Origin of the sequence: Vibrio sp. 11-4(1), assembly GCF_013048625.1 — a bacterium.
Taxonomy (GTDB): domain Bacteria; phylum Pseudomonadota; class Gammaproteobacteria; order Enterobacterales; family Vibrionaceae; genus Vibrio; species Vibrio diabolicus.
The window spans coordinates 95,517-118,621 of record NZ_VHSY01000006.1 but is presented as its reverse complement, the minus strand read 5'-3'; the positions used below and the strand labels follow the sequence as shown (position 1 = coordinate 118,621).

Below are 23,105 nucleotides of genomic sequence, written 5' to 3'. Positions count from 1 at the left end.
GCATTACTCCTTAAGCTAAAGGCTCAACAACGGTGACAGACTCGATAGCAGCGAACTTGTTCAGGTTGCCGATTGCATAACCTTCCATACGGATGTGGTTTTGCTTGAAGCGAAGCGTGTCTTCATCGTTCTTTTGCTTGCGCCACTGCGTGCCTTCCTGCGTGAGTACTTGCAGGTTTTTGGTACTGGTTACCCAAACCTGATCGGCTGGGAAGAACGGCGCTTGATAGGCTTTCTTACCTGCAATGGTTTTTGCCAGTTGTTGAGCAGCTTTGTGCTCGGTAGGCGTGTTTGCCGCTTCCAGTAAACGGTGCTGCTCTGCTGCGACCAGGTTTGAACCGACGAGAACCACAAGATCAGGGTCTTGACGATGCTCTGGCGCAATCGTGGTATTGATCAGGTCTTGAACCAACGAATCTAGGTTTTTGTAAGAATCCGCGGTTGCACCTGATGAGTCGAGTTGGGCAGAAGCAAGGACTTGGCTCGCTTTCTTCTCTTTCGCGATAGTCAGCCAACCTTTGTTGACATCCTGACCAAGTGGATTTGCGGCTGGGTCTGTTACCGTTGCAGCCGATGTTCCGTTGAAACCAACACGTAGAATATCGAGAGCAAAACGGCGCGAGATGGCATTTTGCATCATCTTCAACCACTCATTTTTAGAGCCTGAGTTCGCCCATTGCGTCATGGTTTCCCAAAGAATGTGCGCACCAGAATCAGTTTTAACCAACTCGTAGGTGTTACCACTTTGGCCTACTTCTACGCTAAAGCGCTCATTGTTGCCGCGGCCTGTTGATAGACCATCGTTACCAACATCAACAACCTGACCTTTGATTTGCTGTACAGGCAGCATCGCGATCATGCCCAAGAAGGCATCTGACTGCATAATTGCCTGACGCAGCTTAGTTTCCATTGGCGGCGTAAGGTTAAACATGGTTTGACCTGCTGACGCGCCTGCACTTGTCAACATTGTTGAAGAGAACTCTTGCAGGTATTGAGTTGAAATTGCGTTCAGCATTAAAACATCTCCTTAGCTGAGAATTTATCGTCAGCACCAGAACCATCTGGTTCTTGACCCGGAACTTCTTTTGAAAGTTCAGCGAATTGGTTTTCGAGACTATTCACTTTCTCGATTAACGGTTTTAGTTTTTCGTCCAGAGTGGCAGAGAACAGATCAACGCTTGTTCCCTTCTCTTCTGGCTCTGGCGTTTCTGTTTCGTCTTGCAAGTTGAACTCTTCTTTCAGTTCTTGCTTGAACTCGCCTTTGAATGTAGAAAACTGCTCTTGCAGTGCTGCTTTAAGTTGCGCTTCGGTCACGTCGGTGTCCTCTACTTGTGATGGAGTTTCTGGCACTTCATCGCCAGAAGAGAAAAATTCATTGAATGCCGCAAAAAATCGGTCTTTGCGTGTAAAGCAATCGGAGAAGTCCACCTCTTCTAAATGGCTTGCTTTCATCTCGGTGGTTTCGCCAGATTGACGAGAAAATTGAAGGAGCGAAGTACCCGTGGAGGCTGGGGAGTCAGTCGCAGCTAGGCCCATTAAATAGCAACGTCCTTCGCCCTTGTAATCAGGATTTGGTTCGATGGATGTGAATAGCTTTTGCTTTTTTCGGTTGGCTTCGAGCATGAAGTCGTTCGGCTCTAACTTCGCGAACAGACGCATTTTGCCGCTTTCTTCCTCCGCTTTGAGCTCAATAACTTTGCCCCAGTTATCACCGTAACCATAAAATCGACGGTGCTCTGGCCAGATTAGCGCGGTGTACTCTTTTGGGTCATAGCTTGCCGCCATTTGCTCAATCCAATCACGGGTAATTTTGCGCCCGTCTACGGTTGGCCCCTCAGTAGCAATGATTTTCCAGTCACTAATCTTTGGCATTTTGGTACTCAAACTTGTCATTCACATATCGGTGTGAGCAAACAATACGCCTTTGAATAACGGCTTTCAGCCACTTCAATTCCTACCAATTCGGATTTTGCCAAAACTAGAATTTTCAGGAACTTATCTAGGTCATCTGTAAGTTTTCGGCGCGTATGATGCAGCTATGGCATATTCAGATGAAATAAGAGAAGCCGCGAAAAAGCTCTATTTACGCGGTGTTCCTCCGAAAGAAATTGCAGCGCAACTGAACCTCAATAGTGAGCGCATCCTTTATACCTGGGCGGAGAAATTCGGCTGGGCGTTGTTGTTGGATGAATTGTCTGTAGAGCAGATGATTAACCGCCGTTTAGCGGTGCTGATAGATAAGGATGAGAAAACCGATCAGCAGCTCAAGGAAATGGACAAGCTAATCGATCACCACGTTAAGCTGTTAAAAGCTCACGCTGATGCAAAAGCCAAAGCAGAGCGACACCTTTCGCAAGGCAGCTCACCAAAGAGTGATGGTGACTCATCAAAGCAAAGCAGCAGTAACGGCAACCGTAAAAGGAGCCGCAAGAAGAACAGCATTGAGCACCTAACAGAAGATGACTTTAAAGGCTGGCACGAATCCCTGTTCGAATACCAGCACACGATGCGTAACAACATCAAACAGCGTATTCGTAATATTCTCAAGTCTCGCCAAATTGGTGCTACTTACTATTTCAGTGGTGAAGCCTTAGAAGATGCGATTCTGACTGGTGACAACCAAATTTTTCTCTCTGCATCACGCGCACAGGCTGAAGTTTTCCGCAGCTACATCATTGCGATTGGTAAAGAGTTCTTAGACATCGAGTTAACCGGCAACCCTATTATTCTTTCCAATGGTGCCGAACTGCGCTTTTTGTCCACGAACAGCAAAACCGCGCAGAGTTATCACGGCCACGTTTATGTTGATGAATACTTCTGGATACCTAAGTTCGACGAGCTGAACAAACTGGCTTCGGCAATGGCAACACATAAGAAGTGGCGAAAAACTTACTTCTCAACACCATCTTCTAAAATGCACCAGGCTTACCCGTTCTGGACTGGTGACCAGTGGCGCAGAGGCAAAGACTCACGCGCCCATATCGAATTCCCGACTTTTGATGAATTCCGAGACGATGGCCGACTTTGCCCAGACAAACAGTGGCGTTATGTAGTCACCATTGAAGATGCCGCGAATGGTGGTTGTGACCTATTCGACATTGACGAACTACGCGAAGAATACAGCGATGATGACTTCAAAAACCTATTCATGTGCGTATTTGTCGATGGTTCATTGTCTGTCTTTAAATTCTCTGACCTTGAAAAAGGAATGGTGGATGCCGCTCACTGGCAAGACTTCAAACCAAATAGCAAACTCCCTTTTGCCACTCGAGAAGTTTGGTTGGGTTATGACCCAAGCCGCACCCGAGACAATGCCTGTTTGGTGGTTATCGCTCCGCCTGTCGTAGCGGGTGAACGTTTCCGTGTATTAGAAAAGCACTATTGGAAAGGCCTGAACTTCCAATATCACGTTGCGGAAATAGACAAAGTCTTTCAGCGCTACAAAGTAACGTACATCGGCGTCGACACCACGGGTATTGGCGGCGGTGTTTGGGACTTAATTTCGAAGAAATATCCACGTGAAGCTCACGCCATCCACTACAGCAACGAAAATAAGAACCGCTTAGTAATGAAGATGATTGACGTCGTAGAAGCCAAACGCCTGCAGTTCGATGCGCAGCACAAAGACATTGCCATGGCGTTTATGGCGATAAAGCGCGTGCCAACGGCCAGCGGTAACGCCATGACCTTTAAAGCAGAACGCAGTGAAACGACCGGACACGCCGATGCATTCTGGGCAATCTCTCACGCCATCATCAACGAGCCGTTAGATCACTTAACACCAACTAAATCAACCTGGGCCACTGCAGCATGACCGAGCAAATGAACACTTTAGTCAAACAAAAAGAACACGCGCCAGAGTCGGTCTATCACATCGACTCCTCACCAGAGTCCATCGACTCAAACAGTTGGATGACCACCTATTCAGATTTGTTTTACAACGATGGTGACGACTATTGGGAGCCTCCTATTTCACGCAGTGGCTTAGCCGATATCGCTCGGGCCAACGCCTATCATGGTTCATTATTGATTGCTCGGGCAAACTACGTAGCCGGACGCTTCCTAAATGGAGGTGCGACCCGCCGCCGACACATCCAAGCCTTTTGCCGTGATTACTTCACCTTTGGCGATGCTGCCTTTCTTAAAATCCGCGATGGTTTCAAACGTGTGGTTCGTTTGCATCCATTACCTGGCATGTACCTTCGCAGACGCAAAAACGGTAATTTCGTCATTCTGGAGCGCGACAACCAGCAACGCGAATATAAAAAGGAAGATGTTATTTTCTTGCCCCAATATGACCCGCAGCAGCAAATCTACGGTTTAGCGGATTACCTTGGCAGCATTCAGAGCAGCTTGCTGAATAAAGATGCGACTTTGTTCCGCCGTCGCTACTATAAGAACGGCGCACACATGGGCTTTATCTTCTACGCCACCGACCCAAACCTTAGTGAAGAAGATGAAGAAATGTTGAAGCAGAAGATCGCCAGTTCTAAAGGCGTGGGTAACTTCCGAAGTATGTTTGTGAATATTCCGAACGGCAAAGAGAAAGGAATTCAATTGATTCCGGTCGGTGATATCGCGACTAAAGATGAATTCGAACGCATTAAGAATATTACCGCGCAGGACATTCTTGTCGGCCACCGTTTCCCTGTTGGTAAGGCTGGCATTATTCCGCAGGGCACGACCAGTTTAGGCGACCCAACGAAGATAGGTAGTGAGTATGCCAAGGATGAGATCATCCCTGTGTGTGAGCTGATTATGGATGAGGTGAATTCAGACCCCGAGGTACCTAAGCACTTGCGCCTTAACTTCAATTTAATACATGGAGATACGGCCTAAACCCGCCCCCAAAACTGTATAAAAACACAGCCTTTTGACGTATGATTATTAAGTCAGTCAATAAGCCAGGTGTTTTATATGAGAGTGTTGTGTCCAGAATGCGGCGAGAAAAGCCGCATCCAAAAATCTAACCGTATATCTTCGGGTTATGCCGACTTATATTGTGCTTGTAGTGATGCAGAGTGTGGGCACACATTTGTGATGAACTTGTCTTACAGCCACACGCTAAGCCCTTCTGCTAAGACAACTTCACAGATGGCATTTAACTTGGTTAAAGCTCTAGCACCAGATCAGAGAAAAGAGCTGAAGCAGCAACTTTCAATGCTATAACTTGAACTCTGGACTATCCACTTCATCAGCCATTTGGATGATCATCTGAATGGCTTCTACTTTGTCGTTATCGAGTTTACCTTGATTGTCTGCGACCACTAATCCCATCAAATACGCACCGACCTGCGCACGGCTTTCAGTTTCAGTGCTTAACGCTACTCCATCGATGATGAGCTCCAGTGCTTTCTGGAATAACTGGTTTTTATTAGACATATCAATACCCTTAACAACGACACTGCCAATATACTGTATATATATACAGTTTTCTACCAATTCTTTGCAGCCGATGTCACTGTATCGAAAGTTGATATAGAGAAGCTCATCGTCCGAACCTTTTATCTAAGTTGGTATCCCTTCTTCTTTCATGAAGCTTTCCCAAGCAGGATCAGACCTGTCTAACTCCATTTCTAGGAAGTACTTATCGAGTATTTTTTGGCTTTTAGGTGGAATTCTACAGTTATTGCCACTGGACCAAGGGCGGTCGCTCCCGCTCCCTTCAGAAGCCTCCGACAAGTCGGAGTCTTTCTTAATGAGTTTCCATTCCGTTTCTCGCGTATAAACAAGTAAACCTGAACCTTCCACCCCACCAGTGACAGTAACAATTTCTCCGTATTTGTTTTCGCGTTCTTTTGTAACTAAGCGGATTGGACGCTCAGACGATCTAAGCCGATGCCCGCCCATATAATCCATGTAAGCAGAAAAGAAACCACAGTCGGCCGCTCTTCTGGCCTTTTCAAACAAGCAGTATTCTTGCTCTTCATCGATACGACGAAGCTCTCGCCAAATGGTCACTGGCGGAGTTTTCTGGAATTGGAACTGACGAAAGCAGAATGTACGTGACCAAGCGGTGACGTTCTTTACGGTTTCTTGAAGCTTGGCTCTTTTATTGTCTCGGTCGACTTCGCCTTCAAGGGCAAAACCATCAACGTTTTTCGAAATATACTTAGCAAGATAAGCAACGGCACCTCCGGCAGATTTATCGATCAACTTTGCATCAAAGCGCGCTTTCATCGCTTTGGTTCTTGGTGTGCCATCTTCAAAATATAGGTCTTTGGGCTCTCTAAACTGATACGCTTCAAGCCCTGCGATGAACGCCTTTACGTGCTCTAACGGCATGAAAAATACGCCATGCCAGTGAGGTGTGCCGTCTTGGTGAGGCTCGACTACTCTCATACCGTAATACACTAACTCACGGTAATCGGCCCAGGCTCTAAACAAATTCCAGCCATGGCTTAGCCAAGCATGTGCGTCTTTAGGGTTAGCTCCGTCAAACTTGGGGTTTTCTATCCAGTATTTACCGTGTTGTTTGAGCCTGTGAAATCGGCTCGGTGAGGTCATGGTGACAAAGATTGCGACATGATCATTGCTCTCTGCATATTCCTGGCAACCAGCAATGCGCGTCATTAGCTCATGTCTACGATTTGCAGGATTGCTTTGAGACGAATCAATGACTGTTTTTAGGTCAACGACATCCCCGCTTTCGGACTCTATCGCCATCAACTCAATCCACTCTCGTTGACGGTCTTGGCGAATAGTTAACCATTCACAAGCAGAGTTAGAAGCATAAGGTGAGCTATGTGGCGAAACCATACCAGCAGCACGACGAGCATTCTCAAATACCGCAACAACAATACGGCCAATAGCCCTGCGCCAAAACGCTTCATCCATTAGCCTAACAATCATTGAATATGCTTGGTTGGTATCCTCAACATGTGCGAAATGAGGTAGCCACAGAGAAGCGCCTGTAAATTCATTGATAAATGAGATTGTCTCAATTGGTGAGAGCCCATGCTCTGACGCGAGCCTGACTCGATTTCCGCAGCGCCCGGCCATTTCAACAGCCAATTTCGCTCTTTTGATTTCATTATCAACTTTCCACCAAGCTTCAGGTAACACGGAAAACGCAGATGCAACAGCGCTACTGCGCTTTTCAATAAACTCAATTGCACGCTTAAAGCCATACTTTTTTAATCGGCTCGAGGCCGCTTTATCAATATAGTTGCGGATATCGAAAGGTAGCTTGAGCTTGTTAGCAGTCATAGACGCAAACTCAAATACTCTTTCTCGCGGTGTAAGTTCACCATCATGAACCCATACGCCATTCACGAAAGAAAGTTGGGAAGTACCTTTTTGATTATCCAGATAAGAAATCAACTCCCGATGCAGATTGCTTGGGAGTCGATTTAGTGGATTGTTTAGGTTAATGTTGTTCTTCTTCATGAAAGTTAAGAACGTGCCACCACACGATTAGGTAAACGCAAAGACTTTTGCTTTTGTTTCGTGAGCCAAACTCTTTTGCGTCGCTCACGCTCTGTTTCTGTTGTTGCTCGTTTTGCTTCAAGCTCAGCTCGTACCTTCTCTAACCAAACAAGGCCACGTTCTTTGTCTTCCTTTGTCAAAGAGTAATGCGGCAGATCCGGACAAGGTAAATGACAGGGTTCAGTAATAGTTTGAATGCTCATATCTCGGTAAACTCCTGTGCATCTACGACGATAAACCCACCTAATCCTTCCCCTTCGCTTAATACACCACGGCGGACAGGATTACAGTTCAGCTGTTCACAGGCTTGATTAACGGCATCGTCTAACGAATCGAAATCTCCAAGCACCGTTGTTTCTGGCTCTTGAGTGTGTTTGTGGCGCTTCATCGCGCCATCACCAAAAAGTCGAATAGCTACGTATTGCATTAGGCACGCTCTCCTCTCTCGGAGATGGCTTTCATTTCTAAACCCGCTTGTCGCCTAATATCTTGCCAAAGACGAATATTTGAGTTTTGCTGGCACTCTTGCCCTTCGACTTGGTTCTGCTGGTACTTGCTGATGTTCAGCGCAGCAAGGTTCTGTATGTGTAAAGCTTCTTCTAGGGTGTTTAGTTCAATCGTTATCATTTGGAAATATCCTTACTATTCTCTGGAGTTAACTCAGTCCAGGAATCGGTGCACCACTGGCGATGAAATCCACGCTCATACTTAGTAATGGCGTGATGCCCGTTGTGCGACTTTCAAGATCAGAGATAAGCGCGACCAGATTGCTGATACTGCAATGCGCCTTGTCGATGATGGTTTGCTTGTGTGAACGGCTAATGCGGCTGCTTCCGCCGTGTTCCAGCGCCATGCGAGATAGGTCGCCAGAGTGCACCGCGTTTTCGAGCGCCCGCTTGATAAAGGTTTCTTCACTCGCATCACTTGGGATATGCGCCATCACCACACCAAGGCCAAGCAAAAGGCTATTAAGAATGGTGTAGTTACCACTCGCTTTGGTTATCAGCACAAGTTCTACGTTGGTTAGAACGTGCGGCTGCTCAGGGTTGAGCTTATTGCGCAGCATGGTGGCATTCATTCCTACGGCTTTTGCTAACTTGGTCATGTTCTCCGAGTTCGCAAATGCACAACACGCTTCGTTAAATGCCTTTTGTTTAGAGCCACGGAATTCGCACATTGAGTCAATTTCGTTCATAGCGAATACTCAATTGAAGAAATACGGTACGAAAACAAAACCCCAACCAAGGATGTGTAGCCACCAAGGGCAATGCTCTTTGGTTGGAATTAAGGAAGATAAGCGCATGATCACCTACCCCAAGTTTTCCATTGCTTCTCGTGTAGCAATTTCAAGTAACGCCACCATGTTGATAAGCGGTGTTTCTTTACCTTTTGCTTTAGTTTTAATAGGTAAGCGACCATCTGCCACCCAATCCATGATGGTACGCTTAGGCATACCAGAGAACTGGGAATATTGGTCGTACGTCATGAAAGGTGTATTTAGGACTACTTGATATGAAAGCATAATGCTATCCTTGTAGGTTATTGAATGTTGTGTAACGGTCTAGTGAGTTGCAGCTCGCTAGTCATTGATTTGAATATTAGGTGATCATTTGAATGACTGTCAAGAAAAAAATAGAACCATATGAATACATTGGTGGTCGCGACTTTACATCAAAAGTCGTCAAAGTAATGGGCCTAGAGCGTTATAACCAGCTAACTGACGTTCTAGGTGTAAATAAAGGCACAATTTCGACTTGGCACACTCGAAACATGACGCCATTTGAATTAGCAGTACGCATTCATTTGAGTGAAGGAGTTTCTTTAAAGTGGTTACTTTTAGATGAAGGTGAACCGTTTCCAGAGCAAAACTCTCAAGATCACGTAACTAAGAAAAACGAATCAAGAGTCTTATTCGATATCGATGTATTCAATTTAGTGAACGGTAAACTGCAAGGTAACGAGACTCTACCTTTCGACAAAGCATACTTAGATAAGCTTGGCTTACTAAATGCGATGGGTATCGAGCAAGATGGCTCAACATTCATTATCGATAAAGAAGTTCATCAAGCAGTAAGTGGCACATATCTAGTAGATATGGATGGTCTATTCTCCTTGAACGAAATTCAACGCCTACCAGGTAAGAAGCTGGCGATCAGCTTTAATGGTTCAACTCTGACAGTAGAGGAAGATGAAGTAAGGGTTGTAGGTAGAGTTGCGTTGGTGATGGAGAAGGCATGAAAGAAGACCAAGAATACTGGAGCGATGAAGAGCTAAAAGGTGCCGTAAATGAATATGTAAAAATGCATAAGATGGAATTTAAAGGCGAAAAATTTGTAAAAGCACATATCTACAGATCACTTGCTGAGAAGTTTAATAGAAGTCCTAAGTCTTTTGAATTCAGGATGCAAAACATCTCTTACGTGTATGAGCTTTTAAATCGTAACTGGGTTACTGGTCTAAAACCTAAACGAAATATTTCCCCTAAGCACGCGAAACTAATCGAGTCTTACATTGCTGAAAGTGAAAATCGCCCTTTCGAAGACTTAACTTACTTTGAAGCAAGCGTTAATGAAGAACTCAGTAAGAAAGCAATGGTTAAGCCTGAAGGGAACCAGAGACCTTCTACAACGAATTCCTCAAGTTCAAATTTCATCAGAGATCCAGCAGTAAAAGCCTGGGTGCTACTTAGAGCTAACGGAATATGTGAATGCTGCAACAAGCCCGCACCATTTATAACAGCTTCAGGTAAGCCATATCTAGAAGTCCATCATTTGATTAGGCTCATCGATGATGGTCCTGATACACCAGTGAACTGTGTTGCTGTCTGTCCTAACTGCCATCGGGAATTGCATTATAGTTCTGAGCAAAGAGCTTTAACTGAAAAGCTTAAAGAGATAGCTCTTGAAAAAGAAAGCGGCTAGTAGCCGCTTTTTATTTTCTCTTCTTTCCACCTTTCTTAGGTGGCCAGTGCTCACCTATATAAGCAAGTTTTATGTATTTTTTGTCAGTCACGTCACAATATTTCATTGCGAAATAAGCTCGATTGTAATCATCATCAGACTGAATTTTAATACCTTTATCATTGAAGTTTAGTTTTAAGTGGTATTCAGAGTTGATATTCTCTAGAGGATATACAACCTTTTCTTTACCATAACTATCTACCTTAACTTCTCCACGATTTAGATTCTCGAAGTCAAAATATGGCTTATTAGCACCTTGTCTTGTACATGCTAACATACGCCCTTTTAACTCAGGTTCTGCTGATTTATCAGAAATAACTTGCAAGTCAGCCAGGTTCTGATTTTCTTCTTTAGATATTTCAAAAGAGGCTTGGTTCAACGTATTTAAACAGTGGCTAAACTCACTAAGATAATCCATAAACGTTCCACGCTTAATGGTTTGAAGTTTATCTTCAAACTGAGGGTGAAATTGAATGTGTTCATACACGATCTTAGCTTTATCTGTAAAACCTTTCCTGGTCGTTACGCCATTTTTAAAATTAAATGAGTTTTGGTTGCACAAATCAGTATAAGAAGAGATTTGCTTTTCATCAGAAATCCCAGGCCAAATAAACCCAATTTTGTAGGCATACTCAAAAGGTAAAGCTTCTTGTGGGTTCGCTTGAATAGCATTTACAATTTGCGTTGTGTCAAGATACGCCTTATTTATACCTATTGCTTTTTCAAATTCACCAAGGAAATGAATTGCAGCTGATGGATCCCCTGTTATTTCAAGTAATCGAGTCTCTAAATCTGAACCATTAACTTTGAAATCAGAATAGTCTGTTGAGAACAGTAACGTATGGTTACTTGAAACAGCAAACGAATCGATAGCTTTCTCGATATAGGAGACATACGCAGCGAGACTGTCAAAATCTGGCGTATTGACAACATCAACATGTTTAAATGAATATGCACTTGCGTAAGACTTCGAACCTTTCATTAGCGATCCACACCTTTCATTAAAGTTCGAATATCTTCAGCTTGTTGATCAAAAAAGCCGCTTGGCCAATTAGAAAGTTCACCTTTGTCGCCAATATCAATCGGCTCTACGTTGCTTTGATCTTCTCCTGGAGAAACAAAGAAAACTCTAGACGACCCAGCTATATAGTTTTCGCTTAAACGTGCCGCAACTCGAATACCATTAAGTAAATGGTCACTGTGAGTTTCGATAATAACCTGAACACCAGCTTCGGCCGTTTTCTGTATCAGTCGTCCTAAATAACTCTGTCCTTTAGGATGGAGGTGTGCTTCTGGGTTTTCTATAATCACTAGACCGCCAGATCTAGCCATAACTAAAGAAAGAACTACAGGCAGAGCATAACTCAAACCAAATCCTACATTTGTTGCTCTATAGGTATGACCATCAAATACAAATTGATTCGTTGATATATTAGCATGTGTTATTGAATCGGATTTAACAAAAGTGTCTGGAGATATCTCTCCCATCCATTTTGTAAAGTTATCAATAACTAATCTCGATGTGATTTTATCATGTATTCTCGGGTCACCTTCGCCCAAAGATTTTGATGACTCCAACAAGTTAGTTAAGACTTGAGCTGTGTATTCACCATGAATACCCAGCCAGCTTCTTGAACGACGTTGGTTTGAATATGGGTAGTTATCGCGAGGCCCCCAACGTTCAGCGCATAAAAAGTTAAAGTTGTTCTTATATTTTTCTCTAACTTCATTTGCAATTGAACCAGCCAAGCCTAAGTCCATAGATTCAGAAAACGGTAGTAGGTTTGAATCTTTCTCATCCTCTGATAGTGGATCTCGCTCATAGCCCCAAGATAACCTGTGACCATCTATAACAGCCTCAAGTAGTAAAGAGTCTGTATTTGCATCCATATTATGCACTTCTTTATAACTACCTAGCTTTATAAAATCACCGTCAAGTCTCAACGAGCCAGAAAATTCATTTTGTATCAGCAATAATATTGACTGTATAACAGTACTTTTTCCGACTGAGTTATTCCCACAAAAAACAACCAAATCTTTCATATCGAATGGTGTATTTTTATAGCATTTAAAATTCGTTAAGTTGATATGTTCGAACATATTATTTACCAATTTGTTTTTTATTAAAATTTTCTAACATAGGTTCTGGATTAAATTGCATACCAGGAACTTCATTTATCATTTCAACGATACTTCTAAACCTATACAACACAGTAATTCTTTTACTTGTGGAATTGGTTATTGCATATTCAAACCCTCGATTATCCCAGTTATCACTGGTTGATTCCCATCGAGAGATTCTTTCGTTATTCTCTATTGCTTCAAATAATCGTTTCTTAAAATAGTTAGCGTTATCTAAATTAACCATTTTTTCTCTTTCTTCATCTGTCATCATTGCAAAAAGAGAAACTAGTGTTTCGAATAAAACCTTATTAACTCTACCGCCTGGTTCTTTTTTATACGCATCATCGCCAAAAATTAACGTTAACGATTCTAGAGATGAAGTTAATCTAACCATCAAATCAGAATAAATAGGATCTGCATTTTCAATTCTTGAATTCATAGGATATTTATACTTATTTAAAACTTTCATTGCATGACTTAAAAAGTCATCATTTGTATTATAAGTATAATTTTCGTATCCAAAAATAAGAAACGCCACAGCCCTCAATACATACTCAAGATCAAGCATCCTATTAGAACTAATACTCGCTGGAATTGCACTGAGGAATTCATCTGAATCCGCAACATATTTCAAAAATCGATTCGTAGGACCTTGGTAAAGTGCTGACCTAATCTCTTGTGGACTCAATGTCTTCCCATACGTATTTATCCTATGGAATATTTCTCTTATCATTGCGTCACTATCATTAGACATTGGAATTAAGTGCCCAAATAATTGATACTCTCGAATTTTTCGTTGTTCTTTTCTAGGCAATTCATTAAACGTCAGGTCGTTATAATCTTTTAGACGCTTTAATCCTTTTAATTCGTAGTCCCCTCTCATGTAACCAATCAGTGCCGTTGTACGCTGTAAACCATCTATAACGACCCATATATAATCCGCATCTACATCTGGATCAGTATTTTCTTTTTCAGCAAAATAAAGTACAGGAATTGGTAGTCCCAAAAGTACCGATTCAATTAATCGCGATTTATCTGGAACAGGCCAGACCCTATCTCCCCTCTGGAACTCAGGTTGTAAATCGATTTCATTATACTTCACACGGTCAAACAATAGAGAGACTGTTGGGCTAACTTGATTGATCCTGGACATTTCAAAATGAGTAATAATTGAGTAATCATCAATACTACTATCTTCATCATCAGAATTATCATCTCCATCATCAGAATTATCACTTTGCTGGTAGTCATTACCACTGCGCTCATTATCATCGCCATTTTGGTTATCGGAAAATTTATTTTCTGAGATATTTGACAAGTCTAATGTCACAATTGATTCAGATAACTTAACCTCAAGATTTTGTAATTCCTTTAACACATCGGAAATGGTTTCCACATCACCCTCACCAGGATATTTAGTGAAGATGTTAGATAATTTGTCCTCTAATAGGCTAATCTGTTTATTATGTAAAAAGTAGAATTGAGATATATCAAAATCTCTATACCTATCAATTCTTCTTTTTAACTCTCTCGCTTCAGGGTTTGATAATTCTTTTAAAGTTCCAATACTATGAGTATTAGAATCCCTTAAATAGAGATGCTTTCTTTTATCGTATTTAAAGTGCTCAACACATGGAAAGTTGGCAAAAATTGTTTCAGGTTGATGACGACTAGAACCAGCTCCATTTAGTGCTTGCTCCACGCTAGCATAACTTTTTTGATTTAATACACTTAGAATTTTTTTTAATTCAGAGAAAGGACGAGTACGCTTTCGTGTACTCGTAGTTTTGTCGACAGTGTAACGACTATTATCACGATCGACTTCAAGGATAACTAATGTTTCATTCGATTCATTTATTGGTTGCAGATTCAAACCAATCATCTGTTCCAGATAATCTAAAACGTCTTCAAACTTCATACAAACTCGCCAACTATCAAAGTATTGATTATGTAGGCTATATTAGCATGGGTTGACAGCAAATGTAGAGTAACGTAAATAGACGTTGTGAAACGTATAAAAAAGGAGCCGTTAAGCTCCTTTCCTTTAAAGTGTTTTGAGGTAGGTTCGAATGGTTTTAGCTAACCCTTCCGCAGCTAAATACGGAACGCCGTTGCCAATGGTTTTGAACATATCTGATAGAGTCATCGTTGACGGAAGTTGAAACTCTTTTGGTAACGATTGAATCGCTAATGCTTCCGCCGCACTCAACCTACGCGAACGGTATGGATGTAAGTGCACTTCATTGTTACCGTATGCAGCTGTTGGCGAAAATCTAAAACGGTGCAAACGCTTAAACGATTTCTTACCATCATCACCCTCTTCTACCGTTCGGAATCGTTGAGAATACGGCTTAAAATGATGCTTAGCATTGGGGTGCTTGTACACGTCATTTTTTTCAAACCAATGTTGCACAGTAAGTTCTTTATATTTTTCTAACGATTTTGGCAGTTTACGGCGTGAGCTGGCTGACTCTTTAAATTCACTTGTAGTCGGCCACAATGCTTTATTAAGCACAGTTTCTCTATCAAACTTTATTTCTTGTTTCCAGTTAAAATCTTTCTCTAACTGTTCCTTTGATAAATCACCTACATGTTTGCGCAAGACACCAAACATCAAAATTCTATCGCGGTCTTGCGGTACTCCAAACTCAATACAGTTGGTCAATCGCTCTGTTAGAACGTAGCCAGCATCTTCCAATAGGACTTTCATTTCTTCATAAAATGCTCGGTGCTTAACCGTTTTCCAAAGACCTTTCACATTTTCAAATAAGAAGAAGTCCGGCAGGTTTTCAATAATAGTTTCGACGAAGACTTTAGTTAATTTACCATTGTCACCATCTGCACCTTTCTGTTTACCAGCGACTGAAAAGTCAGGACATGGAGGGCCTCCAATAAATCCGACCATTGCTTCTTTTTTGGCATGCTCAACATGCTTCGACAACTCATTCTTGTGATTACCCGTCACAAAGTCTTCAATACTTCCAAGATGGTAGCCGTATTTAGGAGCTGGTAGCTCCATTTGTTCACGAGAGTACTTATAAGCATCCAGAAAAGAACGGTGAAACTCATTAACAAAGCGAACATCAAATCCAGACTTTTCAAAGCCTAAATCTAAGAAACCACTACCAGAGAAAAAAGAAAAAATTATTGGTTGATTAGCAGACAACTTAACGCCCTAAATGTTAATGGTATCAATAAACGACCGACTATATTACCTCATGCGATAACACAGTGTCACTGGAGTTTGTAATTCTTTCGGCTCAATGACATTGTTTAATGTATGCAACAGAAAACATTGTTTAACGTATGAGCACGAATTATACTGTTTTTATATACAGCACAATTCCATCTTACTATGTCAATCCGCAATTTAAAAGACGGTTCAAAGAAACCTTGGCTATGTGAATGCTATCCAAAGGGACGAGTAGGTAAACGGATTCGTAAGAGGTTCGCTACTAAAGGTGAAGCAGCTGCTTTCGAACGATTCACCATGCGAGAAGTAGACGATAAACCCTGGCTAGGTGTTAAACCTGATCATCGCCGTTTATCCGAGCTGGTTGCATTGTGGTTTAAGTTGCATGGCAAGAATCTAAAATCCGGTGACCATACTCGCCTTCGTTTAGAAAGCATGGTTTCAGATTTAAACAACCCTGTTGCTTCACATCTCAATGCGCAGCAACTCGCATTGTACAGAGCTAGTCGCTCGAACAAAGGGCGAGGTAAACAGCACAGAGACTTGTCTATCGCTTCTAACAATGTGGATTTCGGTTTGCTCAAAGCAATGTTCAACAAGCTGATTAAACTAGGCGAATGGAAATTGCCGAATCCGGCTGATGGTATCGAGGCAATCAAAAAGCCTCAATCCGAACTGGCCTTCCTAACCGAGCAAGAAATTCACCACTTGTTCGAAGTGGCAAGGAGAAGCCCAATTGGTGACGAGCTGATTAAGGTGTATAAGGTTTGTTTGGCAACAGGTGCACGCGTGCGGGAAGCAATATTTTTAAAAGGTTCTAACTTAACGAAGTGCCGGATCACTTACAGCAATACCAAAGGCAAACGCAACCGGACGGTACCTATTTCTGAAGAGTTGTATCATCAGATATATAAGCCGACCAATGATCGCCTGTTCACCTGTAGTTACAACGTGGTGTATAAGTGGCTAACGATCGCCCTTCCCCATTTACCAGAAGGCCAAGCCACTCATGTTCTACGCCATACCTTCGCAAGCCACTTTATGACGAATGGCGGCAACATTCTTGTATTGAAGGAAATCCTCGGCCATCAGCACATCGATCACACGATGATTTATGCGCACTTTTCCCCAAATCACTTGAGTGATGCGGTGAGGTTTAATCCTCTAACAGCACTAGATATCTAGCCGCCATAAGTGGCGACAAAATGGCGACACACATCGTAATTAAGCGTTATTCTACGTTAAAATTCGGACAAGACATTTTGAATACACTAATTAGGACAAGGGTTTACAAGGCTTCACGAGGGTTAGAGACATTATCGGACATAATAAAGCTTTATGTTCATTCCACTAACCTAAAAAGAAAAAGGAGCCAGTACGGCTCCTTCGTATTCTATCGCTAAATGTGAGTATTTACGAATTACTCAGCTTGACCTTCAGCGCGTGCTGCAGCTTCTTTGATTAGAGGCTGAAGTTCACCCTTCTGGAACATTTCCAGAATGATGTCACAACCACCAATTAGCTCACCTTCAACCCATAGTTGTGGGAACGTTGGCCATTGTGCGTATTTTGGTAGCTCAGCACGGATGTCTGGGTTTTGTAGAATGTCTACGTAAGCGAACTTCTCGCCACATGCCATTAGCGCTTGTGATGCTTGAGAAGAGAAACCACAGCTTGGCAGTTTCGGTGAGCCTTTCATGTACAGCAGGATTGAGTTTTCAGAGATCTGCTGTTTGATTTTGTCGATAGTTTCCATCGCTTCCTCATTCATGGATGTGAACTTGTTTATTTGCCACATTCTACTCAATAACGACAGAATAAAAACCATATAATTGATACGGTTTATACTGAGATGATTTAAAAGCAAAAAGTTTGACCGCTTACTACCACTTCGTTGGTAAGTGGAGGAGCATGAACAACACTTAGCATCTCAAAATATTTTCATATCGGGGTTTTAATAAAGTAAAAACTTGCTAAAATATCTAGCAAGTCAGCCGTATAAAGGCTACATAGCTATAAAAAAACACTGGAAGCAATCGAAAGGTTAACCTTTCATATCAATGGAGAATCGAGTAATGGCATTTGAACTACCAGCTCTTCCTTACGCGAAAGACGCACTAGAACCACACATCTCAGCAGAGACTCTAGACTACCACCACGGTAAGCACCACAACACTTACGTTGTTAAGCTTAACGGTCTTATCCCTGGTACTGAGTTCGAAGGCAAAACTCTAGAAGAGATCATCAAGACTTCTACTGGTGGCGTATTCAACAACGCAGCGCAAATCTGGAACCACACGTTCTACTGGCACTGTCTTGCTCCAAACGCGGGCGGCGAACCAACTGGCGCAGTTGCAGACGCAATCAACGCAGCATTCGGTTCTTTCGAAGAATTCAAAGCGAAGTTCACTGACGCAGCAATCAACAACTTCGGTTCTTCATGGACTTGGCTAGTTAAGAAAGCTGACGGTTCTCTAGAAATCGTTAACACTTCTAACGCAGCAACGCCACTAACAGAAGAAGGTACTACTCCACTTCTAACTGTTGACCTATGGGAACACGCGTACTACATCGATTACCGCAACGTACGTCCTGATTACATGAACGGCTTCTGGGCTCTTGTAAACTGGGACTTCGTAGCTGAGAACTTAGCGAAGTAATTGACTTCCCCCTAGTTCAATTTAGTCTTATTTTAAAAGCTCGCTGAATCAGCGAGCTTTTTCTTTTCTCGCTTAAAAATACCCATTTAATCTCTTCTTTTTCCTAAAGTTCTTCTTTGATGCGCCGTTATAAAAGCATCTCAAGAGGAACATCATGCAAATTCATACGTTAGACAAAGCAGCAATTATCAACGAAATTCAGTTCGGCAACGGTATCAACCATGCTGTTCACGAAGGTCGTCGTGCCGATTTTTCGCTGATTTTGTCTATGTTCTCCAACGATGTTCGAGATGTCGTACCGGTTGAAGAAATTAAAGAAACGGCCACAAGCGACGAGATTCTTCGTCAACAGTTTGGGCTCTCTCAGCCTCAAGCTTTGCGCTCCGATAGCAGCAGCTACGAGCTCGCCGCATTACAAGCGAAACAATTCCATAATGCGGGTCTGCCATCTGCAAAGTTAAGCCACTACCTAAAACCAGACGCCCTAACCTACTTGCCAGAAGATACGTTCGATCTTCCTGAAGACGTTTATCATAATTTGTCAGGCCACGAGCGCCGCACTTTAGGTGAGCGCAACAAGAGCCTTATCCCTGATGCGGGCCTCTACAATCAGCTAGTGACGGCTCAACGTCAGTATCAGATCCAAGCTCAAGCATAGAGATCAGCTTTTCATCCAACAGCTTGCAGTATCAACACGTCAGAAATGTGACGCCTTACAAATTACCGCACAATAGCCCTTACTCGAAAGCGTTAGTTTGAAGCCTTTCACACTGAGCTCAACGAATTTCAACCATGCTGATAGCACAAACCACTGGTGTATTGTTTTTCACACATGGATACAGTGAAGGTGTTATGGATATTAAAGAATCAATTATTCTCGTCACGTCTGCAGGTTCTGTTATAGGAAGGACTTGTGCTAGTCACTTTGCTCACCTTGGAGCGACGTTGATTCTTTGTGACCAAAACTCTAACGCTCTAAAAGCGAGCTATGAGCAGATTAGTGCCTTCACAGATAAAGTCTATGCGATGAATGTGTGCAGTGATAACACAACGTCCATTAACTTACTGTTTGATCAAATAGAATCGCAGCTGCGTGCGACACCAGACGTGATAGTCAATTGCTGGACGAGCTCTCCCATGCCAGGCTTGATGGCTCCCGAACCTATGAGTACTTACATTGATCACTTGTCTTCTGCAGCGCGTTTCCTCTACACCTATGGCCAAGTGGGAGCCGAACGATTTCGCGCTAGAAATAAGAAAGGGGTAATTGTTAACGTCATTTCCCATGACAGCCATGAAGATTTAACGGGAGTAGAAAGCATGGCTGCTTTGGTGTCAGGTTTTACTCACAGTTGGGCAAAAGAGCTCACTCCATTTAATATTCGGGTGGGTGGCGTCATTCCTTCGGTAAACCATACAAGAGAAGAACTTAACGAAAGACACTGGGCCGAGATCCAAGATGAATTGGTTCGCAATACCGCATATATCGTATCAAATGAGTATTTTAGTGGCAGAGTGGTTGCTACAGAAGTATGAATGGACAACGTGTTTGTTGCGTAAACGGATCGCTATTACTCGACTTTCTCAACAAAAAAGCCCCAGTCAAATGACTGGGGCTTTTACTTTTTCCCGGTTAAGGTTTCGTGCTAGCGAAAACCTTACTCACACGACTCTTAATTACGCGTCAGCTTTTTCTTTCTTTGCTTTAGGCGCCGCTTTCGCTGCTTCTTGGTCTGCTTTCTTCTTGATAACTGTTGTACCTTCGAAAGTTTCACCTTCAACGAATGCTTTACCGTAGTAAGAAGCCATTAACACATCTTTAAGTTCGCTAATTAGTGGGTAGCGAGGGTTCGCACCAGTACATTGGTCATCGAACGCTTCAACTGCTAGCTCATCAAGTTTCGCGATAAAGTCTGCTTCAGCTACGCCTGCCGCTTGGATAGACATTGGGATGTCTAGGTTCACTTTTAGCTCATCCAACCATGCTAGTAGACGTTCAATTTTCTGAGCAGTACGGTCACCAGCTTGGCTTAGACCTAAGTGGTCAGCAACTTCAGCGTAACGACGACGTGCTTGTGGGCGGTCGTATTGAGAGAACGCTGTTTGTTTAGTTGGGTTATCGTTCGCGTTGTAACGTACAACGTTAGAGATAAGTAATGCGTTTGCTAGGCCATGTGGAATGTGGAACTCAGCACCTAGTTTGTGCGCCATTGAGTGACAAACACCTAGGAATGCGTTAGCAAATGCCACACCAGCGATAGTTGCTGCGTTGTGTACTTTCTCACGAGCGATTGGGTCGTTAGCGCCGTTCGCGTAGCTTGAAGGTAGGTATTCTTTTAGCATCTTAAGTGCTTGTAGAGCCTGACCATCTGAGTATTCGTTCGCAAGAACAGATACGTAAGCTTCTAGAGCGTGAGTTACTGCATCGTAACCACCAAATGCTGTTAGAGACTTAGGCATGTTCATCACTAGGTTAGCATCAACGATAGCCATGTTTGGCGTGATTTCGTAGTCAGCTAGTGGGTATTTAGCGCCAGTTTTGTCGTCAGTAACAACCGCAAATGGTGTAACTTCTGAACCAGTACCTGAAGTTGTAGTGATACATACAAGCTCAGCTTTTTGACCCATTTTAGGGAACTTGTAAATACGTTTACGGATGTCCATAAAGCGCATTGCTAGTTCTTCGAAGTGAGTTTCTGGGTGCTCGTACATTACCCACATGATCTTCGCAGCATCCATTGGTGAACCACCACCTAGCGCTAGGATAACGTCTGGTTGGTAGCTAGCCATTTGAGCCGCACCTTTCTCTACTACAGAAAGCGTTGGGTCAGCTTCAACATCGAAGAATGTTTGAACTTCCATGCCTTGAGCTTTAAGTAGGCTTACTACGTCATCTGCGTAACCGTTGTTGAATAGGAAACGGTCAGTGACTAAGAATGCACGTTTCTTACCTTCTAGGTCGCCAAGCGCGATTGGAAGGCTACCACGACGGAAGTAGATTGACTTAGGTAGTTTATGCCACAACATGTTTTCAGCTCGCTTCGCTACAGTTTTCTTGTTGATTAGGTGTTTAGGACCTACGTTCTCAGAGATAGAGTTACCACCCCATGAACCACAACCTAGAGTTAGAGAAGGCGCAACGTTGAAGTTGTACAAGTCACCGATACCACCGTGAGTTGTCGGGATGTTGATTAGGATACGAGCTGTCTTCATCTTGTCACCGAAGTAACGGATACGGTCAGCGTTAGTATCTTGGTTAGTGTAAAGACCAGATGTGTGGCCGATACCACCAATCTCAACCATAGTTACCGCTTGAGCAACCGCGTCTTCGAAGTTGTCAGCACGGAATAGACCTAGAGTTGGAGATAGTTTCTCGTGAGCGAATGCGTCATCGTAAGAAACTTTACCCAGACCTTCACCAACAAGAACTTTCGTGTCTGCTGGAACTTTAACGCCTGCCATTTCAGCGATTGCTGCTGCTGGTTGGCCTACGATTTTCGCGTTTAGCGCGCCATCGATAAGCAGTACTTTACGAACTTTTTCCGCTTCTGCTTTGCTTAGTACGTAAGCTTTGTGAGAAGCAAAACGCTCTTTCACTTCGTCGTAAACTTCGTCAACTACAATTGCAGCCTGCTCAGAAGCACATACTACGCCGTTGTCGAAAGTCTTAGACATCAGGATAGAAGCCACTGCACGTTTGATGTCAGCAGTTTCGTCGATAACAACAGGAACGTTACCTGCACCTACACCGATTGCTGGTTTACCAGAAGAGTAAGCTGCTTTAACCATGCCTGGGCCACCAGTTGCAAGGATAAGAGCAATGTCATCGTGTTTCATAAGAGCGTTAGAAAGCTCAACAGAAGGTTGGTCGATCCAACCGATGATGTCTTTTGGTGCACCCGCTGCTACCGCTGCATCTAGAACCAGTTTAGCTGCGTCGTTAGTCGAGTTTTTCGCACGTGGGTGTGGTGAGAAGATGATACCGTTACGAGTCTTCAGAGAGATTAGAGATTTGAAGATCGCTGTAGATGTTGGGTTAGTTGTTGGTACGATACCGCAGATGATACCTACAGGCTCAGCGATAGTCATAGTACCTAGGTTGTCATCCTCTTCTAGGATGCCACACGTTTGTTCGTCTTTGTATTTGTTGTAGATAAACTCAGAAGCGAAGTGGTTCTTGATTACTTTATCTTCAACAATACCCATACCAGATTCTTCTACCGCTTGTTGCGCTAGAGGGATACGAGCTTGGTTAGCTGCAAGAGACGCTGCACGGAAGATTTTGTCTACTTGCTCTTGAGAGTAAGTAGCGAACTCTTCTTGCGCTTTCTTAACGCGAGCGACCATTGCATCTAGTTCAGCCATATTAGTTACAGGCATAGGGAATCTCCTAAAATTAACAAATATTAAAAACTTTTTACTAAGGCTATTACTTATCGTTTTTACTGTTTATCAGTCACTTAGAAAACAAACGTCTTAGTAAATTGCTTTCAGGACTGAGTATAATATTTCAGAGTGTAAAAAAAATTGACTTGGATCAGTTCTCACGACCTAAATACCACCAAAGTGGTGCCCCATCACACTAAAACGATATAACTCACTGATAAACAAATAAATTAACCTTCAATTTTTATTGAACAAAAAAGAAGCAAATAGACAAATAAATAAAAGAAACTACAACAACCTGTAAAAAAGTTTCATTTTTAGCCAACAAAATTACATGTAGGCCCAATTCCTTGT

The 23,105-nt window shown here is 42.8% G+C and carries 24 protein-coding genes; 9 read left to right on the top strand and 15 right to left on the bottom strand.

Going from position 1 to position 23,105, the window contains the following annotated elements; translation table 11 throughout:
* Positions 1–10: 10 nt before the first annotated feature.
* On the bottom strand, positions 11–1,015 hold the full coding sequence (locus FKN16_RS13535) for a phage major capsid protein, P2 family (RefSeq protein WP_170902914.1): 1,005 nt from the start codon (positions 1,013–1,015) through the stop codon (positions 11–13).
* The gene (locus FKN16_RS13530) at positions 1,015–1,872 is read right to left on the bottom strand and encodes a GPO family capsid scaffolding protein (RefSeq protein WP_170902913.1); all 858 of its coding nucleotides are present in this window, start codon (positions 1,870–1,872) and stop codon (positions 1,015–1,017) included. The genes FKN16_RS13535 and FKN16_RS13530 overlap by 1 nt, the downstream gene beginning before the upstream one ends.
* Positions 1,873–2,038: 166 nt before the next feature.
* Here FKN16_RS13530 and FKN16_RS13525 point away from each other — a divergent pair, with 166 nt between their 5' ends.
* The 3 genes from FKN16_RS13525 to FKN16_RS13515 all read left to right on the top strand — a co-directional run bounded on the left by FKN16_RS13525 (position 2,039) and on the right by FKN16_RS13515 (position 5,169).
* Entirely contained in the window at positions 2,039–3,814 is a 1,776-nt protein-coding gene (locus tag FKN16_RS13525) for a terminase family protein (protein ID WP_170902912.1), read from the top strand.
* Positions 3,811–4,839 carry a phage portal protein gene (locus FKN16_RS13520; protein WP_170902911.1) on the top strand — a complete coding sequence of 343 codons (1,029 nt, stop codon included), beginning with the start codon at positions 3,811–3,813 and terminating at the stop codon, positions 4,837–4,839. The genes FKN16_RS13525 and FKN16_RS13520 overlap by 4 nt, the downstream gene beginning before the upstream one ends.
* Before the next feature lie 78 nt (positions 4,840–4,917).
* Positions 4,918–5,169 (top strand): ogr/Delta-like zinc finger family protein, encoded by a 252-nt coding sequence (locus FKN16_RS13515; protein ID WP_045607465.1) that lies wholly within the window; start codon positions 4,918–4,920, stop codon positions 5,167–5,169.
* Here FKN16_RS13515 and FKN16_RS13510 read toward each other — a convergent pair.
* The 7 genes from FKN16_RS13510 to FKN16_RS13480 all read right to left on the bottom strand — a co-directional run bounded on the left by FKN16_RS13510 (position 5,164) and on the right by FKN16_RS13480 (position 8,950).
* A complete protein-coding gene (locus tag FKN16_RS13510) occupies positions 5,164–5,382 on the bottom strand; it encodes a hypothetical protein (protein WP_170902910.1) in 219 nt (72 codons plus the stop codon). The genes FKN16_RS13515 and FKN16_RS13510 overlap by 6 nt on opposite strands.
* A gap of 126 nt (positions 5,383–5,508) precedes the next feature.
* On the bottom strand, positions 5,509–7,389 hold the full coding sequence (locus FKN16_RS13505) for a replication endonuclease (protein ID WP_170902909.1): 1,881 nt from the start codon (positions 7,387–7,389) through the stop codon (positions 5,509–5,511).
* A gap of 5 nt (positions 7,390–7,394) precedes the next feature.
* Entirely contained in the window at positions 7,395–7,631 is a 237-nt protein-coding gene (locus FKN16_RS13500; protein ID WP_031821628.1) for a hypothetical protein, read from the bottom strand.
* Complete coding sequence (locus FKN16_RS13495) at positions 7,628–7,855, bottom strand: hypothetical protein (protein WP_170902908.1); 228 nt, start codon at positions 7,853–7,855, stop codon at positions 7,628–7,630. The genes FKN16_RS13500 and FKN16_RS13495 overlap by 4 nt, the downstream gene beginning before the upstream one ends.
* The gene (locus FKN16_RS13490; protein WP_170902907.1) at positions 7,855–8,055 is read right to left on the bottom strand and encodes a hypothetical protein; all 201 of its coding nucleotides are present in this window, start codon (positions 8,053–8,055) and stop codon (positions 7,855–7,857) included. Before FKN16_RS13490 ends, FKN16_RS13495 begins: the two co-directional genes overlap by 1 nt.
* 28 nt (positions 8,056–8,083) lie before the next feature.
* Positions 8,084–8,623: a phage regulatory CII family protein gene (locus FKN16_RS13485; protein WP_064368672.1), complete on the bottom strand. Its 540-nt coding sequence runs from the start codon at positions 8,621–8,623 to the stop codon at positions 8,084–8,086.
* A 114-nt stretch (positions 8,624–8,737) separates the two neighbouring features.
* Positions 8,738–8,950, bottom strand: coding sequence for a hypothetical protein (locus tag FKN16_RS13480; RefSeq protein ID WP_045607456.1), 213 nt, complete (start codon positions 8,948–8,950; stop codon positions 8,738–8,740).
* Between the two features lie 92 nt (positions 8,951–9,042).
* Here FKN16_RS13480 and FKN16_RS13475 point away from each other — a divergent pair, with 92 nt between their 5' ends.
* Positions 9,043–9,666: a helix-turn-helix domain-containing protein gene (locus FKN16_RS13475; RefSeq protein ID WP_064368673.1), complete on the top strand. Its 624-nt coding sequence runs from the start codon at positions 9,043–9,045 to the stop codon at positions 9,664–9,666.
* The gene (locus FKN16_RS13470; RefSeq protein WP_064368674.1) at positions 9,663–10,349 is read left to right on the top strand and encodes an HNH endonuclease; all 687 of its coding nucleotides are present in this window, start codon (positions 9,663–9,665) and stop codon (positions 10,347–10,349) included. Before FKN16_RS13475 ends, FKN16_RS13470 begins: the two co-directional genes overlap by 4 nt.
* 10 nt (positions 10,350–10,359) lie before the next feature.
* Here the strand turns inward: FKN16_RS13470 and FKN16_RS13465 are convergent, their stop codons facing one another.
* The 4 genes from FKN16_RS13465 to FKN16_RS13450 form a co-directional block, all read right to left on the bottom strand.
* The gene (locus FKN16_RS13465; protein ID WP_064368675.1) at positions 10,360–11,370 is read right to left on the bottom strand and encodes a hypothetical protein; all 1,011 of its coding nucleotides are present in this window, start codon (positions 11,368–11,370) and stop codon (positions 10,360–10,362) included.
* Positions 11,370–12,488, bottom strand: coding sequence for a DUF3696 domain-containing protein (locus tag FKN16_RS13460; RefSeq protein WP_108676740.1), 1,119 nt, complete (start codon positions 12,486–12,488; stop codon positions 11,370–11,372). The genes FKN16_RS13465 and FKN16_RS13460 overlap by 1 nt, the downstream gene beginning before the upstream one ends.
* Position 12,489: 1 nt before the next feature.
* Positions 12,490–14,430, bottom strand: a complete 1,941-nt coding sequence (locus FKN16_RS13455) for a DUF262 domain-containing protein (protein WP_170902906.1) — start codon at positions 14,428–14,430, stop codon at positions 12,490–12,492.
* A 126-nt stretch (positions 14,431–14,556) separates the two neighbouring features.
* Positions 14,557–15,678, bottom strand: coding sequence for a DNA cytosine methyltransferase (locus tag FKN16_RS13450; protein ID WP_081048905.1), 1,122 nt, complete (start codon positions 15,676–15,678; stop codon positions 14,557–14,559).
* A gap of 189 nt (positions 15,679–15,867) precedes the next feature.
* Between FKN16_RS13450 and FKN16_RS13445 the strand changes: the two genes are divergently transcribed.
* Positions 15,868–16,890 carry a tyrosine-type recombinase/integrase gene (locus FKN16_RS13445; RefSeq protein ID WP_064368678.1) on the top strand — a complete coding sequence of 341 codons (1,023 nt, stop codon included), beginning with the start codon at positions 15,868–15,870 and terminating at the stop codon, positions 16,888–16,890.
* Between the two features lie 235 nt (positions 16,891–17,125).
* Here the strand turns inward: FKN16_RS13445 and FKN16_RS13440 are convergent, their stop codons facing one another.
* On the bottom strand, positions 17,126–17,461 hold the full coding sequence (locus FKN16_RS13440) for a Grx4 family monothiol glutaredoxin (protein ID WP_005494473.1): 336 nt from the start codon (positions 17,459–17,461) through the stop codon (positions 17,126–17,128).
* 319 nt (positions 17,462–17,780) lie between these two features.
* Here FKN16_RS13440 and sodB point away from each other — a divergent pair, with 319 nt between their 5' ends.
* The 3 genes from sodB to FKN16_RS13425 all read left to right on the top strand — a co-directional run bounded on the left by sodB (position 17,781) and on the right by FKN16_RS13425 (position 19,901).
* Positions 17,781–18,365 carry a superoxide dismutase [Fe] gene (gene sodB / locus FKN16_RS13435; RefSeq protein WP_005485383.1) on the top strand — a complete coding sequence of 195 codons (585 nt, stop codon included), beginning with the start codon at positions 17,781–17,783 and terminating at the stop codon, positions 18,363–18,365.
* A gap of 154 nt (positions 18,366–18,519) precedes the next feature.
* On the top strand, positions 18,520–19,023 hold the full coding sequence (locus tag FKN16_RS13430; RefSeq protein WP_005494471.1) for a VC2046/SO_2500 family protein: 504 nt from the start codon (positions 18,520–18,522) through the stop codon (positions 19,021–19,023).
* Between the two features lie 134 nt (positions 19,024–19,157).
* Positions 19,158–19,901, top strand: a complete 744-nt coding sequence (locus FKN16_RS13425) for an SDR family oxidoreductase (protein WP_170902905.1) — start codon at positions 19,158–19,160, stop codon at positions 19,899–19,901.
* A gap of 141 nt (positions 19,902–20,042) precedes the next feature.
* On the opposite strand, the gene adhE is transcribed toward FKN16_RS13425, so the two are convergent.
* A complete protein-coding gene (adhE, locus tag FKN16_RS13420) occupies positions 20,043–22,745 on the bottom strand; it encodes a bifunctional acetaldehyde-CoA/alcohol dehydrogenase (protein ID WP_046874521.1) in 2,703 nt (900 codons plus the stop codon).
* Positions 22,746–23,105 lie beyond the last annotated feature (360 nt).

What these genes read in the sequence shown, in the direction of transcription:
- FKN16_RS13525 (WP_170902912.1), top strand. Translation starts at nt 2,039, where the DNA reads ATGGCATATTCAGATGAAATAAGAGAAGCCGCGAAAAAGCTCTATTTA.
- FKN16_RS13515 (WP_045607465.1), top strand. Translation starts at nt 4,918, where the DNA reads ATGAGAGTGTTGTGTCCAGAATGCGGCGAGAAAAGCCGCATCCAAAAA.
- FKN16_RS13480 (WP_045607456.1), bottom strand. Translation starts at nt 8,950, where the DNA reads ATGCTTTCATATCAAGTAGTCCTAAATACACCTTTCATGACGTACGAC.
- FKN16_RS13495 (WP_170902908.1), bottom strand. Translation starts at nt 7,855, where the DNA reads ATGCAATACGTAGCTATTCGACTTTTTGGTGATGGCGCGATGAAGCGC.
- FKN16_RS13425 (WP_170902905.1), top strand. Translation starts at nt 19,158, where the DNA reads ATGCTGATAGCACAAACCACTGGTGTATTGTTTTTCACACATGGATAC.
- FKN16_RS13465 (WP_064368675.1), bottom strand. Translation starts at nt 11,370, where the DNA reads ATGAAAGGTTCGAAGTCTTACGCAAGTGCATATTCATTTAAACATGTT.
- FKN16_RS13430 (WP_005494471.1), top strand. Translation starts at nt 18,520, where the DNA reads ATGCAAATTCATACGTTAGACAAAGCAGCAATTATCAACGAAATTCAG.
- FKN16_RS13530 (WP_170902913.1), bottom strand. Translation starts at nt 1,872, where the DNA reads ATGCCAAAGATTAGTGACTGGAAAATCATTGCTACTGAGGGGCCAACC.
- FKN16_RS13440 (WP_005494473.1), bottom strand. Translation starts at nt 17,461, where the DNA reads ATGGAAACTATCGACAAAATCAAACAGCAGATCTCTGAAAACTCAATC.
- FKN16_RS13505 (WP_170902909.1), bottom strand. Translation starts at nt 7,389, where the DNA reads ATGAAGAAGAACAACATTAACCTAAACAATCCACTAAATCGACTCCCA.
- FKN16_RS13475 (WP_064368673.1), top strand. Translation starts at nt 9,043, where the DNA reads ATGACTGTCAAGAAAAAAATAGAACCATATGAATACATTGGTGGTCGC.
- FKN16_RS13445 (WP_064368678.1), top strand. Translation starts at nt 15,868, where the DNA reads ATGTCAATCCGCAATTTAAAAGACGGTTCAAAGAAACCTTGGCTATGT.
- sodB (WP_005485383.1), top strand. Translation starts at nt 17,781, where the DNA reads ATGGCATTTGAACTACCAGCTCTTCCTTACGCGAAAGACGCACTAGAA.
- FKN16_RS13535 (WP_170902914.1), bottom strand. Translation starts at nt 1,015, where the DNA reads ATGCTGAACGCAATTTCAACTCAATACCTGCAAGAGTTCTCTTCAACA.
- FKN16_RS13490 (WP_170902907.1), bottom strand. Translation starts at nt 8,055, where the DNA reads ATGATAACGATTGAACTAAACACCCTAGAAGAAGCTTTACACATACAG.
- FKN16_RS13500 (WP_031821628.1), bottom strand. Translation starts at nt 7,631, where the DNA reads ATGAGCATTCAAACTATTACTGAACCCTGTCATTTACCTTGTCCGGAT.
- FKN16_RS13460 (WP_108676740.1), bottom strand. Translation starts at nt 12,488, where the DNA reads ATGTTCGAACATATCAACTTAACGAATTTTAAATGCTATAAAAATACA.
- FKN16_RS13470 (WP_064368674.1), top strand. Translation starts at nt 9,663, where the DNA reads ATGAAAGAAGACCAAGAATACTGGAGCGATGAAGAGCTAAAAGGTGCC.
- adhE (WP_046874521.1), bottom strand. Translation starts at nt 22,745, where the DNA reads ATGCCTGTAACTAATATGGCTGAACTAGATGCAATGGTCGCTCGCGTT.
- FKN16_RS13510 (WP_170902910.1), bottom strand. Translation starts at nt 5,382, where the DNA reads ATGTCTAATAAAAACCAGTTATTCCAGAAAGCACTGGAGCTCATCATC.
- FKN16_RS13520 (WP_170902911.1), top strand. Translation starts at nt 3,811, where the DNA reads ATGACCGAGCAAATGAACACTTTAGTCAAACAAAAAGAACACGCGCCA.
- FKN16_RS13485 (WP_064368672.1), bottom strand. Translation starts at nt 8,623, where the DNA reads ATGAACGAAATTGACTCAATGTGCGAATTCCGTGGCTCTAAACAAAAG.
- FKN16_RS13455 (WP_170902906.1), bottom strand. Translation starts at nt 14,430, where the DNA reads ATGAAGTTTGAAGACGTTTTAGATTATCTGGAACAGATGATTGGTTTG.